Here is a 15,372-nt window from a genome sequence, read left to right on the forward strand (position 1 = left end):
CATCATAATTATTGTTTAAAGACACTGCATTCTAATGCATTAAGTTAACAAGAATTATTGCGAAGAGGCTGCACAGCAGTAACTGTTACTGCGCGTTAACCTGCTTCGGGTATACTTTTGGCTTATTGATACGCCGACCATATACGCATAAATTTTATTTTAGAGAGAGGCAACGCATGAAGACTTCAAGCCGTATCGCACAACTGAAACCGTCTGCTACTTTGGCAGTAAACGCCAAAGCTCTTGAGCTTAAAGCGCAGGGTAAAGAAATTATCAGCCTTGCTGTCGGCGAGCCTGATTTTCCAACGCCAGACTATGTTCGTGACGCTTGTAAACGAGCACTGGACGACGGTTTTACGAGATATGGAGCTGTTCCCGGTCTTCCAGAACTGCGAAGTGCTGTAGCAAACTACTTCAATGTTATGTACGGCACCTCTGCCCGCGCAGAACATACAATGGTAACCAACGGCGGCAAACAGGCTCTCTTCAATCTCTTCCAGAGCCTTCTCAACCCTGGTGACGAAGTTATTATCCCTGCACCATACTGGGTAAGCTACCCGCCAATGGTACAACTTGCTGAAGGTACACCAGTTGCCGTTGCAGCATCAGCCGAAGCCGGTTTTAAAGTCACCGTTGAGCAGCTTGAAGCTGCCCGGACAGACAAAACGGCTGTGCTTCTTCTGAACTCTCCATCCAACCCTACCGGTGCTGCGTACTCCCGCACTGAAATCGATGCGATTGCAGAATGGGCTATCAGCCACGATATTTTTATTATTTCAGACGAAATTTACGACCAACTCGTGTACTCTCCTGCTGAGCATGCTTCTCTTGCTCCGTGGTGGGAAAAACATCCTGAACAGGTCTGTATCGTAAACGGTCTTGCAAAAAGTTTTGCTATGACCGGCTGGCGCATCGGCTATGTTCTTGCTCATGTAGATCTCATAAAAGCTATGAGCAAAATTCAAGGTCAATCCACATCAAACGTATGTTCTTTTGCTCAAAAAGGTGCAGTTGCTGCTCTTTCCGGCGGCTTTGAAGTGGTTGACTCCATGCGTGCTTCTTTCCGCAAACGTCGCGACCTTGCTATGAACATTATCGGTAAATGGCCTAATGTTGTTTGCCCTGTTCCACAAGGCGCTTTCTACCTTTTCCCTGATGTACACCGCCTGTACAATGAAACATACCCAGACTCTGCTGCTCTTTGCACCCATCTTTTAGAAGAAGCCGGAGTGGCATTAGTTCCCGGTGCTGCATTTGGAAACGACAACTGCATCCGTATTTCATACGCCGTTGACGAAAAGACCCTTGAAGAATCTTTAAACAAAATCGCTCGCATTCTTTTTGGGTAAGATAAATATCATATTGAGCTTTACACTTTTTTCCTACGCTTCATCATAATAGAAGCTGCCCTTTTCGGTAGCCTTATTGCTAAGCATGAAGCGGGGTAATATTATATGACCACGAATACAATCGATTGGACAGGGGCATGGGCCGGACGCCTTTCAGAAAAAGATGAACAGCGCCATGCGGATAAATGCAAAGCTCTTGCCGAGCACCTTTATAAAGAAATTGACGAAAACCGGCTTCCTTTTATCAACCTCCCATACCGTGAAGAGCTTGAAAAAGAACTTCTAGGACATTCTCCTTGGCTGCAGTCTTTTGATCATATGCTTCTTTTGGGAATTGGCGGTAGTTCATTAGGCGGACGTGCACTGCAACGTGCATTTTACCCTGAACAGGATATGCCGAACCATACGGGAAAACACCTGTGGATTTCTGATAACGTTGATGCCGGAATTTCTGAAGAATGGCTCAAACGCTTACCAGCTGAAAAAACAGTTGTGGTTGTTATTTCAAAATCCGGCGGCACAATTGAAACAATTGCTCAATACTTCATTGTACGTGAATGGCTCAAAGAGCATCTTGGAGAAGCTTGGACAGACCACGTTATGCTTATCACAGATGCTCATAACGGATATTTACGTGATGAGGTCAATAAGCTAGGCGTTCGTTCTATGCCGGTTCCTGACAACCTTGGCGGTCGCTACTCTGTACTCAGTGCCGTTGGCCTTGTACCGGCTGCGTTCCTTGGTATTGACTGGAAAGCTTTGCTTGATGGTGCTATGTCAGTTGGCGAAAGCCTTTGTAAACGCGGATGCGGTGAACGCACCATGCTTGAACATCCTGCATGGAAAATCGCTTCGTGGGCAAAAACCCTTATGGAAGAAAACTACAATATTCTGTTGTTTTTTACCTATGTTCCAACATGGGCTTCCTTCGGAGACTGGTTTGCTCAGCTTTGGGCTGAAAGTCTTGGTAAAGACGGAAAAGGCTCTACGCCGCTTCCTGCCAAAGGTGTTACAGACCAGCACTCAACACAGCAGCTCTACCTTGGCGGACCACGCGACAAAGGCTGTCTGTACCTGACCTGTCCTAATCAACCGCAAGGGATGACCTTTGCAGATGACCTTCCTGAAAAATGGAGCTATCTGCGCGGTGAAAAATTCGGAACCTTATTGCAGGCAGAAGCACTGGGTTCAAGAATGGCTCTGGGACAAACCGATACACCATTAGTTGAAATACGAGTTGGTGAAACTACAGAAACTGAAGCCGGACGTCTGATTGCACTGTTGGAAATTGCCACAGTTCTTACAGGCTGGCTGCTTGAAATAAATCCGCTTAACCAGCCGCATGTTGAACTTGGCAAGCGACTGGCTAATGCACGGCTCGGTGCCTCCGGTTACGATGAAGAAAGCAAACAGCTTGAACACTTCTTAGGCAGGGAGCCCGACATTCAGGAGTTTTAGTTTAATGTTAAGGTTCTTCAAGGACGAAAAGCCGTTTGGTTTTGTACGAGTCCTCTCATGGGCAATGCTCATCGTTATCATTATGTCAAGCTTGCTCATGTCCACATTTATTGCGAATCAAGCACGAAAAACCTTAATTGAAAAACAAAAAAACTTTGCTCTATTACTGGCGGAAAATCTGAACCACCAGATTTTCCGCCGTTTTACACTTCCCACCATTATCGGCTACGGACGAATTGCGCTCCGTAACCCGACCCAATATGAGCGCCTTGAACAGGTCGTTCAAAATACTATTCATGGGCTGCATGTTAAAGGCCTTCGAATCTACGATAACAAGCAAATTACCTCATACTCTACAAACAGAGAAGATGTAGGTAAAACCAGCATTGCCGGTATCGCTGCCCAAAAAGCAGTTGAACAAAATACATACAGTTTTGAAATTGAGTCAAAAGTCTCTCCGATTAAAGCACTCTTTATGCTTAAAATCCCTGATGACTCATTTACCCTGCGTACAACATTCCCGCTGCGCCTTGAAGGCAAGCTAGGTGAAGAACCAGAAGAGTTACCGATTATGGGTGTTCTGGAGATTACGCAGGATATTACTCAAGACTACATGAGTGTTATCAGCTTCCAGCGGCTTATTTTTATTTCTATCTTCTTCTCTTCCATGTTCATGTTTATGATCCTTGTATCAATCATTAAACGTGCAGAAAGAGTATTGACCAAACGTCTTGAAGAAAAAGAAAAACTGGAACATGACCTGCACCAGAATGAAAAGCTGGCCGGCATGGGACGAATGGTCTCATCCATCGCCCATGAAATACGAAATCCACTCGGGATCATTTCATCCAGTGCCGAAATGATGATTAAGCGGGACAGCACCGACGATTTCACAAAAAAAATGCTTACCGTTATTTTTGATGAATCAAAGCGTCTTGCCCAAACAGTTACTGACTTCCTTGACTATGCCAAGCCTAAGCCGACTCGTCATGACAAAGTAGATCTTGCCATGGTTATCAATCAGGCTCTTGGTTTCCTTGAAAACGAACTTGAATCCAAAGGCATAACTGTCTCAAGGGATTATAATTTAAAATTCTTTATAGAGGGCGATAGCGACTTGCTCTATCGTGCTGTATACAATGTTCTTTCTAACAGCATTCAAGCGTTGGATGGTGAAGGTGAAATTCGAATCTGCGGTGCACGTGGTAAAACTGCCGTACTTCAGTTCCATGACTCCGGTAGCGGATTCGATCAAGCGCATTTAAATCAAATGCTTGATCCATTTTTCACCACTCGCGATAACGGAACCGGTCTCGGATTACCTATCGTCAACAGCATTGTAAAAAGTCATAACGGCACGCTGACGTTAGGAAAATCCACCCTCGGCGGCGCACTCGTAACTATGGAATTTCCACTGAAAACACCGGGCAGGTAATCAGATATGAAAAAGAAAAAGCACTTACTCGTTCTGGATGATGAAAAAAACTATCTGCTTGTTCTCGAGGCACTTCTCACTGATGCAGGCTACAAAGTTACTGCGTTGAATGATCCGGAGACAGCACTGACATTTTTAGAAGAATCTGATGTTGATGTTGTCATTACTGACATGAAAATGCCGAAAATTACCGGTGCAGAAGTTCTGGATCATGTTCGCAAAAACTATCCGGGCCTTCCGGTTCTTATTATGACAGCTTTCGGCACAATTCAGAGTGCAGTTGAAGTTATGCGTACAGGTGCATTCGACTACATTGCAAAGCCGTTCTCCAACGATGAGCTCCTGTTATCTGTCCAAAACGCTGTGGAGCTTTCACAAGCTCGTCAGAATTACCAGCTTCTTACTGAAAACTTTCAGACCCAGTACGGTCGAAACAATATTATCGGTAAAAGTGGCGCTATCCGTTCTGTCCTTTCACTCATCGACCGAGCTGCACCAAGTAAATCAACTGTTTTGATCACGGGTGAATCCGGTACAGGTAAGGAACTTATTGCCCGCGCAATTCACTTTTCATCCCCACGTAAGGGTGCTCCGTTTGTCAGCGTAAACTGCATGGCACTCAACGCAAACTTACTTGAAAGCGAACTGTTCGGGCACGAAAAAGGCTCCTTTACCGGCGCTGTTGCCATGAAACGCGGCCGATTTGAACTTGCGGACTCTGGAACACTCTTCCTTGATGAAATTGGCGAACTTTCTCATGACATGCAGGTAAAGCTGCTTCGTGTTCTTCAGGAACGACGTATTGAGCGCGTAGGCGGTACGGAAGAAATTGAAGTGGATATCCGTATTGTTGCTGCGACAAACAAAGACCTTCTGGAAGAAGTCAAAAAAGGCAACTTCCGCGAAGACCTCTATTACCGCCTTAATGTTGTTCACATGCAAATTCCACCGCTTCGTGAACGTCGTGAAGATATCCCGCTTCTTGTGACACACTTTATTGAAAAAATTTCCGATCAACAGGATGTTACAGAACGTACCTTTACTGTTGAAGCTCTGGACTACCTTTCAGGTTACGAGTGGCCGGGGAACATCAGGCAGCTTGAGAACGTCATTGAACGCTGTCTGGTTCTCGGAACAGGTTCGGATATTACAGTAGACGACCTTCCACCGGAAGTACGAGACGAAGAAAGCCAGTTGAAAAGTGCGGTGGATCTTCTCCCTGTTCAACTTGATTTAAGTGATACACTCGAAAAAATTGAAGCCGCTCTTATCAGAAGAGCTTTAGCCAGAGGCAATTTCGTTCAGGTAAAGGCTGCTGAATCACTGGGCATTTCGAAAAGCCTCCTGCAATACAAGCTGAAAAAATACAATATCACAGGTCATTAATCCGTTCTATCGTACACTGCGAATAACAAGACACCAAATACCTCACAGTGTTTAGTATACTGCTAAATTAACTGATATCGATGCAAATACAACATTCACAACGTCGAATGCTCTATTTGTCTGCCCTCAAAAAAACTACGTGGAGTCCACATGCTGAAAGTTGCTATTCCGGGTTTTGAGCCAATGGAGTTTGACCACCTCGTTCTCGACTTCAACGGCACCATCGCTTTTGACGGAAAAATTATTGATGGTGTTGAACCCGCTATCTCAATGCTTGCTCAGCTTCTTACAGTACATATTGTATCAGCGGACACAAACCATAACGTGGTTCAAGAGGTTGCACATCTTCCAGTTACAACCCGTGTTGTAAACAGTGCCTATCAGCAGCAAGAAAAGCTCGAATACATTGAAGCTCTCGGGGCAGAAAAAGTATGTGCTGTTGGAAACGGCAACGTCGATGCAGATATGATGAAACGAGCCGAATTAGGGATTGCTATTTTGGGCCCTGAAGGACTCAGCCCTAAGGCTTTAGCCGCTGCAGATGTCCTCATGCCCAATATCATCAATGCACTTGAATCACTTGTAAATTCAGCAAGACTCAAGGCAACGCTGCGCACATAACACCCAAAACATAAAAAAATCACAAACTCCCGTGTTCCAGAAATGGAACACGGGAGTTTTTTTGTATTTACCCGCTGCCAAAGAATCATAGCAGTAAAGAAAAGTTCCCGTTATCTCAATTTACTATAGAAAAATGATTGCTCTTTTCTAGTGCATTTTTGGCACAATATGCAACCTTCAGTTACTTATGCGCTGCTAACTGTTAACAACAGTTAGCACCCTTATGGAAACACAACCGCACAGAATCATAAGAATTCAACACCTTGTGAAAAGTGTCTCAATCGGCATGCATTTTGTATTATTGAAAGTGCGCTAAAAAATAGGTTCTGAGTTATCTTGAGGAGGATACAAAGTATGTCTACAATTTCACGTCGCCAAATGATAGCAGGCGTTGGGGGAGTAATCGTGGGTGGCGCAGTTGCCACCGCTCTTCCTGCTATGGCAGCACCATCAAACTTTGCTAAAACAGCAGAGTGGATTCCACATAAAGTTGATCCGACCGCCGGCGAACGTTTCGGATACGATGGATACTACCACAAGGGGTACGGCTGTTGTTACGGTGCGTTTTACGCTATCGTAGGACAAATGGCTGAACAGCACGGTGCTCCATACAAAGATTTCCCGTTCCACATGATGGAAGTTGGTAAATCAGGTATTTCGAACTGGGCAACCATCTGTGGCGCACTGCTCGGCGCTGCTTCTGCATTCTCACTGTTCTACGGTCGTAAAGAACGCAAAGCAATGGTTGATGAATTATTCCGCTGGTACGAACAGACCGCGTTCCCTATCTATAAACCTACCACTGATATCGTTATAGATAAGGAAATCCCTACAAGCGTAAGTAACTCTGTTCTGTGTCACGTTTCCGTTTCCCGCTGGTCTTACTCTTCCGGCATTCCGGCAAAATCCAAAGTTCGCTCTGAACGTTGCGGACGTTTGACTGCTGACGTTGCCAAAAAAGCAATTGAAATTCTCAATGCAAAAATCGACGGTAAGTTCGAAGGTCTTTACGGAAAACAAGAATCCGTGAAGTACTGTGATACCTGTCACGGCAACGGCAAAGAGTCACCTATTGCTAAAGGCAAACAAGACTGTACTCCTTGTCACTCAGGTTCCGAAGCGACTGAGAACAAGTTTAAAGATCACCCATAGCGCTCTCTTCCAGTGGCAGCTGGAACTCGCATATACGCACCTCATTTGTAAGGGCAGCAACGTAGACCACCTCTGCACTGCTGCCCTTTTCCTATGGCATATTTTTTTTGCAGATACTCAGTTAATACTGTGGGATCTCACAATATGTACTGTATTGTAACAAATGCATTGAACTATTGCCGGAAAGGAAAAACATATGAGACGTACTGCATTATTCATTACCATAGTTACCGTCCTTGTTTGCCTCCAATACACAAGGGTTGTTTTTGCTGAACCATCAGCAAAACAAACTGTTGCCGCAAAAACAGCAGGCCCACTTGCACCTCCGGATACAACCAGTCCTCAAGCCACACTGCGCAGCTTTATGATTAATACAACCCGCGCGTATCAGCTCATGAAACAGGCGCATGCGTTGGATATGGAATCCGACAATATATTTACGCACACTCCACAAGTTCAGGCTCTTTCAGACAAGGCTATGCTTTATTTTGAAAAAGCTATCCGTTGTGTTGACTTCAGTGCAATTCCGGCAAGCTATCGTGTTGAATTTTCATATGAGGCCGTCATTCAACTCAAAGAAGTTATCGACAGAATCAAATTGCCTCGAATGGGTGCGGTACCTGACAGCGACGATATGATGGAGCTGGATTACTGGCGTGTTCCTGGCACCTCTTTTGAAATTCAGTATGTCAAAGACGGAGAACGTTCCGGCGAATACCTCTTTAATACCGAGAGCGTTAACAACATAAAAACGATTTATAATCGGGCACGATATCTGCCTTACAGAATCAAAACAACTGAAGGATTCTATCGATTCTATAGTTCCACTCCCGGCAGGCTTGTTCCGCCAAAGTGGTTCTCATACATTCCGAAGTCTCTTTCCAGCACACTCTACTTTGAACAGACAGTTTTCCAATGGGTTGTTTTCTTCATGAGCATTCTGTTCTTCTTTTTGCTGAGCATTGTCACATTCAAACTTACCCGTACAAAAAACTTTAAAGATCACCCCATCAGATCAGAAGTATTACACCTTATTCTTCCGCTCCAACTTGTAGCATCCTGTCTGCTGCTTGCGTATATTTTTGAAGACATCATCAATCTTACAGGAAGATTTCTCGTGCTTTCAGTAGGCACATTGCAAGTAATACAGTGGCTTTCCGCAGCTTGGAGCATACTTGTTCTAGGGCGTGTTTTTGTACAATTAATTTTAGCAACACCGCGCATCGACCCCAAAGGAATCGATGCAAGCCTTGTGAACACGGTAACCAACCTTACATGTATTTTCCTTGCTATCTGTGTTCTGTTTTATGGCGGGACAAAGCTTGGCATACCACTTATTCCTGTAGTTACCGGCTTCGGGGTTATCGGGCTCGCTATTTCTCTTGCAGCACGCCCGACTATCGAAAACGTAATTGGCGGCTTAACGTTATTTGCAGATAAACCGGTACGAATCGGGGATTTTTGCATGTTCGGGAAAACACGCGGCAAAGTACTCCACATCGGGCTTCGCTCCACAAGAATACGTGCAAGCGACCGGACAATCATGTCCATTCCAAACGCAGAGTTTTCTCATCTCCAGCTCATCAACCTTTCTCATCGTGACAAGTTTAAACTCGATCTGACTATTGGGCTGAGATATGAAACCACGGCAACACAACTCCGATGGATCATTACCAAGCTGTACGAAATGCTCTATGCACATCCTGAAATTAGCAGGAAACCACTGTTATGGGTGCGCTTTGTTAATTTCAATGCTTATTCAAAAGACATCAACATTCGGGCATACATCAACACGACTAGATTAAGCCATTACTACCGAATTCAGGAAGACGTACTTTTCCGCCTTGGTGAAATAGTTGAAGAAGGCGGCTCTTCCTTTGCGTTCCCGACAAACTCAACATACTTACGTAACGATGAAGAGGTATTTGCAGAACCATCTAACCTTGCCCCTGAACTTCAGAAGTTTACCGACGAAAACCAGTTCCCGTTCCCTGATTTTCCATCTGAGCGTATAGATCAGATAAACAATAAGCTGAAATACCCTCCGGAAAAAGAAAAGGACTATTCCGGACTTCCATTACGCACGGAAGACAAGGATAGCCCTGAAGACAAAACTCCTGAGGAAGACAAGCGCGGCAAGCCGTATACGGATGCATTAAGCTCTGACTAACATGGGAGAATGTTATTTTTGGCAAGTCTCACAATAGACAGTCGTACGCCCCGCAACTTTTTCAGTTTTCAGTGGTTCACCGCACACTCTACAATCCTGTCCAGTGCGCCCGTAAACAAGAAAGTTATTTTGGAAGGCACCGGCATCGCCATGTGCATCACGATAATCTCGAATTGAAGAGCCACATTCACGTATTGCCTGTTTGAGTACTTCTTTTAATTTAATATGAAGCAAGCCGAGGCTCTTTTTTGAAATTTCATTTGAAGGTTTATCCGGACGAATCCCTGCACGGAATAATGATTCATCCGCGTAGATATTTCCTATTCCCGCAATCACTTTTTGATCGAGCAATGCCGCTTTAATACGGGTTCTGCGTGACTGAAACAACGCCACAAAATCTTCTGTCTTGATGGTAAGAGGCTCCGGCCCCAGTTGCTGCCAAAACTGCCAGTTCAAATAGTCACACGGCGCTAGCGCGCGGCAAAATCCAAACTTTCGCATGTCATCAAAAAACAAACGATTACCATTGCTCAAATCGAAAATAATCCGAGTATGTCTTGCCGGTGGCGTGTCCGCAGAATAAACAAAAAGCCTGCCGGACATTTTCAAATGAAACGCCAGCTGTAACGGATATTCAGAGCGAGGAGCAGGAAGTTCATGTTCATATTCTGAAGGGATTGAAAGATCCATCAGCAACAGTTTTCCGCGCCTGTGAACATAAGTAATTTCACGTCCAGCTACATAGTTTTCCAAAGCCTCGCGTCTTCCTTCCACACTGCTGTCATTGAGGATTGTGACGCTTTCTATTGTTTGCTCTGCCAACATCGGCCATAGGCCGGAGGCTATCGTTTCCACTTCTGGTAATTCTGGCATTATGATGTGTGTCTACCCTTCGGCACCGGCATAGAAACTGACTGTTCCTTGCCGTTCCGGATTATGGTGAAAATCATGTCTGTTCCTTCTTTGGCGGCCTTTACCCCTGCCCTGTGAAGAACCATCATAGAATCTACGTTCATTCCGCCGACTTTAATAATCTTATCTCCAGCGAGAAAGCCTGCTTTATACGCAGAGGAATTTGCTTTTACTTTAAGAATGGTGGCACCGTCACTTTCCATCCGCAACGTAAAGCCAAGCCTGCTTTGTTTTGTTAACGGACAGTAGAACTGAATATGCCCCTTCTCGGCAACCATCGCTTCATTACTTCGCCAAGGAACAATCAACAGCACTGTTGCGTCTGGATCAAGTTTGGACAAGCGGTATGCAATTCCCCACCCATGCTCTACGTGCCCTGTACCGGAAAGAATCACGATTGGGAGCTTGGATTGCTGACGAATCGCTATTGCCTGCTCAGCCATCCCAGTATCCCACAATGATTGGATGAGGAAAAAGCGCTTTCTGTAATGTGCCAACGATTTTTTTGCGACTTCAGCCGCTTTTTCATCCTTGGCATCTTTTGTCATCAGCTCTACGTGTTTGTTATGAATCTCTTCCAATTCCTCTTCCTGCTCTTTCATTGAAGGAATAGGATTCTTAGGAAGATATTTACGTTCTTCAGGAGTCAGGCTCTCCAATCCTTCGTCACCAATTTTTCTCGCAACATCAAACGGAAAGTTCAGTGCATACAGTTTGATATCATGGGCGTAGAGAGCATCGATGACAGGCTCATACAATGGATACGGGAACCCCCACGCATCTTTCCACTCTACTTTTTCAGGAAATTCTTCAAGAGTAACGGTACGATCATTTACAGCATCAAGTTGTGGCTGTCTTTCCTGTGAAAACATTTCCATGCCCACAGTAAAACGCATGCCTGATTCTGCAAGTGCGGTAATAATTTTGGCTTGAACAATATGATCGCAAGTGACGTTGTGTGTTTCGCCGATGAGAATGTAGTCGCTTGATTTTGCGAGGGCGAGAACGTCTGAAAGGGAAGCCTTGGTGCCGTTTGCATTAAAAAACGTGCCTTCGGCGGGACGGGAAATTTTTGGAGCAGAAGACGCTCCATCCAACGTTTCAGCTGTTGGCGGTGGCGCGGCGCGGGAAAGGGGCGGTTGCGCCAAAACGCAACCACCCATTATCATCATTACAGAAAAAAGAATTCTGAGGGCTAATCCCATATCCTTTTGTCCTCGATAGGACGAATCTGCGGAGGCAGTGAGCCAGGAGTAAGCACCTTAAGCTCCGGACGAAGTTTAATTTTTTCACGGAACTGGTGCAGCAGTTCATCCCCACGTTTGAAGTTACTTGCTTCAACGTACAAGGTCATTTCGTCAATGCCACCCGGGTTGGTAACTTCGATCTGCCAACGCTTGATTTCTTCAAAGCGTGCCATAACCTGTTCAACCTGATGTGGGTAAACGAACATACCTTTAATACGAGCAGTGGTATCTACGCGACCAACAATGGAGCCGAGACGCGGAGAGGTACGACCACATGGGCAAGGAGATCTGTCAATGTAACCGAGGTCGCCTGTTGCAAGGCGGATAAGCGGGTAGGTTTTGTTGAATGCAGTAACAACAATCTCACCAACTTCACCGTCTTTAAGAGGAATACCGGTATCTGGATGACAGATTTCAACAAAAGTTCTGTTCGCAATGTGCAGACCGGTTTTGTGGTAACATTCGTAACCGATACAACCAACGTCCGCAGTGCCGTAGCCCTGACGCATGATAAGGTCGAACTTCTTCTCGAGAGAAGAACGCATTTTTTCAGAAATACGCTCACCAGTTACAAAAGCAACTTCGAGGTAAAGATCTTTACGAAGGTTCAAACCTTTTTCTTCTGCTTTCTGAGCAAGGTGCATCAGGTAGCTTGGAGTTCCAACATACCCGCTTACACGTAATTTTTGCATGATTTCCAGCTGAGTGGCAGCGTTGCCAGGACCAGCAGGAACAGTTGCACAGCCGAGGTTACGAAGCGGTTCTTCAAACATGAGACCGGCCGGTGCAAGGTGGTAGTTGAAGGTAATCTGCGCAACGTCACCTGGGCGGAAGCCTGCGGAGTAGAAACCTTCTGTGTAACCCCAGTAATCATCTGTACGATCTTCAGGGTCAAAAATAGGACCAGGAGAAAGGAAGACACGCTTCAATTCGCCAAGGTCTTTAGTAAGAAGACCACCAAGACGAGGACCCATAGACTGCAAGAAGATGAGTTCTTTCTTCTTGAGAATAGGAATGTGTTTGAGGTCGGAAAGAGACTTAAATTTTTCTACCTGAAACTGTGCGCGGTCAAAGCGCTTTTTAACATCTTCAGAGTAGCGGTATGCATAGGTAAGAAGGTCTTTAAGCTGGATAAGGTAAAACTGACGACGTTCGCTTTCGTCAAGCACTTCACGTCGGCTATATATGCCTTCTGTACGGTCTTTACGGGTCATGTGGGTACTCCATACAAGAAATTTTTATGCGGAACTAAACCCCGACCTTACAGGACATTTAATAGAAAATCAAGTTTTTTATATTTTTTACAAATAATTCAACTACATATCACATATTATAACAAGCGCAAGATCTTTTCATTCTTTACGGTAATAAAAAAATCCCGACTCATTACAAGTCGGGATTTACTATCTATTTCTTAAAAAACTACGAGTTCTGAGTGCTATGTAACAAAACAATTTTTACATCCTTAGGGAAAATAAAAATGCCTTGCTCTCAAAACTCAGTTGTCTTTAAGCTTATTCAGCGGACTCTTCTTTGCTGGCAGCAAGACGCTCTTTACGTGCAGCTTCCTGCTTGCGCTCACGAGTGCCCACATATTTGTGGCCTTCAAGAGCTTCGAGACCTTCCTGATGACGAGCAAAAATAAGGAAGCCTGTATGTGCAACCATGCGGTCATTAGGACGAAGACGATCCGGTACTGGTTTCCAGTTACGAACGAGAAGCTCAGAAACTTCTACTTCGTCAAATGGACCTTTTTCCAATTCAGTAAGCAGGCTTGAAACCTGATCTACAGTAGGAACAAGGAAGCCGACCATTGCGCCAGCTTTAATGGCACCCGGAATAAATTTTACGTATTCCCAAGGATCACGAACATCGAGGAAAAGAGCATCCGCATCATCAACGAGGAAGCCGTTTTCGATGTTGTGGTTGTAGAGGGTTACGTTTTTGCCAACGCCTGCCCAGTCAAGGTTACGGCGAGCAAGTTTCATGAATTCTTCACGAGCTTCGTGAGTATGAATTTCACCTTTTTCGCCTGCGAACCAGCTCATTGCGAGAGTAAGACTACCGGAGCCGGAACCGGCTTCAATAACCTTGGAACCATTACCCACACCAAGCTTCATGCAGATGTAGCCAATATCTTTTGGATAGATAACCTGTGTCTGACGCTTGACGCCTTTCACAAGATCGTGCAACGAAGGGCGTTGCACGCGGTATGGCTTTTCTTTATGGGTTAAAACTACGCTGCCGTAACCGGCAGCCATGATGTCTTCCATTTTAAGAATGCCATCATTACCATGTATATCGTTACCCGGTTCTACTCGGCGCATAACGCGTTTTCCGCGCGGGCCAACAAGCAGAACCAATTCGCCTTGCTTAATCATAATTTTTTTTCCTCCGTGGTTGGAGCAACGCCCTACTTATATATATGGTACCTGTCAAGGGACAGCCTCATCTTGAAAATTCAAGATTTTTATACCATTCATGCCGACCTTCGGCTCTTTTTTGATTGAAATAATAGCTGTCTTTTTGTGCTGCCTGTACGTATAGTAACTAATCCTACCAGAGTGCGGAACATAATTGCCATGAAGTTTACATATATTTTCGGTCCGGTGTATTCAGGAAGACTCGGTCATTCTCTCGGTCTCGATCTTTTAGGAGATCGTACCTGCTCTATGGACTGTCTCTACTGTGAAGTAGGCAGAACAGAAGAATTGACCATGAGCCGGAAGCCTTATGTTTCAGCAAAAGACCTGCTGGACGAATTGCGCCGCTGGCGCGACGAGCATAGCAATAATTTACCCGATTACGTTACTCTGGGAGGCTCTGGTGAGCCGTGTCTTAACAGTGAATTAGACACTATTATTAAAGGCTGCAAACAGATTCTTCCTTCTGTGCCTGTAGCTGTTCTCACAAATAGTACGCTCTTATGTGATCCCGAAGTGCAAGAGGCGCTTAAAGAAGTAGATGCCGTACTTCCTTCGTTGGATTCACTTGTAAATAAAGAATTTGCGAAATTGAATCGCCCCTGCGGGGGGGTTAACGCCGCACAAATTGCTGAATGCCTCGTTCAGTTCAGCAAAGTTTACAGCGGCAAAATTTTTCTTGAAATATTACTGTCGCAGGGCATCAACGATTCACAAGAGAATCTTACCCTGCTCAAGGAGTATGTAACCAGGTTACAGCCTCATCGTGTTGACGTAACAACATTATCCAGACCCGGCGCCTTTTCTTTAGCAAAAGCTGTTGATCCTGACGTACGTAAAGTATGGCAAAACGCACTCTCTGAATGCATTACTAGATTTGATGCCAATGGCTCAGCTAGCCAGCAACATGCTACTGAAGAAAACGCACCCCCAGCGGCTGCCTCGCAGCCTGCCACTGGAAACTTTGCGGACTTGCCGGAACAAGACCGGTCAGCCGCAAAACAACGTGTTCTGGAGACGCTTACACGCCGACCTCAGACACCTTCGCAGCTTGCGATTGCTCTCACCCTTCCTCTATCCATCGTCCAAGGAGCACTGGACATACTGGAGCATGAAGGTGCTATTTACAAGTCAGAGCCGGATCGCACTGCAACACTCAACACAGATGAGCCTTTCTACTCCTGCCAGTAGTCCGGATGCCCCGACAGCATTCGGAAAG

General features: G+C 45.2%; 12 protein-coding genes. 8 read left to right on the top strand and 4 right to left on the bottom strand.

The features are described 5' to 3' along the window. Nucleotides 1-176 precede the first annotated feature (176 nt). From QZY95_RS14555 to QZY95_RS14585, 7 genes are all read left to right on the top strand, one after another. The gene (locus tag QZY95_RS14555) at nucleotides 177-1,349 is read left to right on the top strand and encodes a pyridoxal phosphate-dependent aminotransferase (protein ID WP_290924831.1); all 1,173 of its coding nucleotides are present in this window, start codon (nucleotides 177-179) and stop codon (nucleotides 1,347-1,349) included. 105 nt (nucleotides 1,350-1,454) lie between these two features. Beyond that, nucleotides 1,455-2,807 carry a glucose-6-phosphate isomerase gene (locus QZY95_RS14560; protein WP_290924833.1) on the top strand — a complete coding sequence of 451 codons (1,353 nt, stop codon included), beginning with the start codon at nucleotides 1,455-1,457 and terminating at the stop codon, nucleotides 2,805-2,807. A gap of 4 nt (nucleotides 2,808-2,811) precedes the next feature. Beyond that, the gene (locus tag QZY95_RS14565; RefSeq protein ID WP_290924836.1) at nucleotides 2,812-4,242 is read left to right on the top strand and encodes an ATP-binding protein; all 1,431 of its coding nucleotides are present in this window, start codon (nucleotides 2,812-2,814) and stop codon (nucleotides 4,240-4,242) included. 6 nt (nucleotides 4,243-4,248) lie between these two features. Further along, the gene (locus QZY95_RS14570; RefSeq protein WP_290924838.1) at nucleotides 4,249-5,628 is read left to right on the top strand and encodes a sigma-54 dependent transcriptional regulator; all 1,380 of its coding nucleotides are present in this window, start codon (nucleotides 4,249-4,251) and stop codon (nucleotides 5,626-5,628) included. A gap of 150 nt (nucleotides 5,629-5,778) precedes the next feature. Then, nucleotides 5,779-6,249 carry an ATPase P gene (locus QZY95_RS14575; RefSeq protein ID WP_290924840.1) on the top strand — a complete coding sequence of 157 codons (471 nt, stop codon included), beginning with the start codon at nucleotides 5,779-5,781 and terminating at the stop codon, nucleotides 6,247-6,249. Nucleotides 6,250-6,603: 354 nt separating this feature from the next. After that, nucleotides 6,604-7,401, top strand: coding sequence for a C-GCAxxG-C-C family protein (locus tag QZY95_RS14580; RefSeq protein WP_290924842.1), 798 nt, complete (start codon nucleotides 6,604-6,606; stop codon nucleotides 7,399-7,401). A gap of 196 nt (nucleotides 7,402-7,597) precedes the next feature. Continuing rightward, complete coding sequence (locus tag QZY95_RS14585; RefSeq protein WP_290924843.1) at nucleotides 7,598-9,571, top strand: mechanosensitive ion channel family protein; 1,974 nt, start codon at nucleotides 7,598-7,600, stop codon at nucleotides 9,569-9,571. Nucleotides 9,572-9,583: 12 nt separating this feature from the next. Here the strand turns inward: QZY95_RS14585 and mutM are convergent, their stop codons facing one another. The 4 genes from mutM to QZY95_RS14605 form a co-directional block, all read right to left on the bottom strand. Next, the gene (gene mutM, locus QZY95_RS14590; RefSeq protein WP_290924845.1) at nucleotides 9,584-10,444 is read right to left on the bottom strand and encodes a bifunctional DNA-formamidopyrimidine glycosylase/DNA-(apurinic or apyrimidinic site) lyase; all 861 of its coding nucleotides are present in this window, start codon (nucleotides 10,442-10,444) and stop codon (nucleotides 9,584-9,586) included. Next, the gene (locus tag QZY95_RS14595; protein WP_290924847.1) at nucleotides 10,444-11,688 is read right to left on the bottom strand and encodes a ChaN family lipoprotein; all 1,245 of its coding nucleotides are present in this window, start codon (nucleotides 11,686-11,688) and stop codon (nucleotides 10,444-10,446) included. Before QZY95_RS14595 ends, mutM begins: the two co-directional genes overlap by 1 nt. After that, nucleotides 11,679-12,944, bottom strand: a complete 1,266-nt coding sequence (locus QZY95_RS14600) for an AMP-binding protein (RefSeq protein ID WP_074217836.1) — start codon at nucleotides 12,942-12,944, stop codon at nucleotides 11,679-11,681. Before QZY95_RS14600 ends, QZY95_RS14595 begins: the two co-directional genes overlap by 10 nt. Nucleotides 12,945-13,244: 300 nt before the next feature. Then, nucleotides 13,245-14,111, bottom strand: coding sequence for a tRNA (adenine-N1)-methyltransferase (locus tag QZY95_RS14605; RefSeq protein ID WP_290924850.1), 867 nt, complete (start codon nucleotides 14,109-14,111; stop codon nucleotides 13,245-13,247). A 201-nt stretch (nucleotides 14,112-14,312) separates the two neighbouring features. Between QZY95_RS14605 and QZY95_RS14610 the strand changes: the two genes are divergently transcribed. Continuing rightward, the gene (locus tag QZY95_RS14610) at nucleotides 14,313-15,344 is read left to right on the top strand and encodes a radical SAM protein (RefSeq protein ID WP_290924852.1); all 1,032 of its coding nucleotides are present in this window, start codon (nucleotides 14,313-14,315) and stop codon (nucleotides 15,342-15,344) included. Nucleotides 15,345-15,372 lie beyond the last annotated feature (28 nt).

It is taken from the genome of Halodesulfovibrio sp. (assembly GCF_015482765.1).
GTDB lineage: Bacteria > Desulfobacterota > Desulfovibrionia > Desulfovibrionales > Desulfovibrionaceae > Halodesulfovibrio.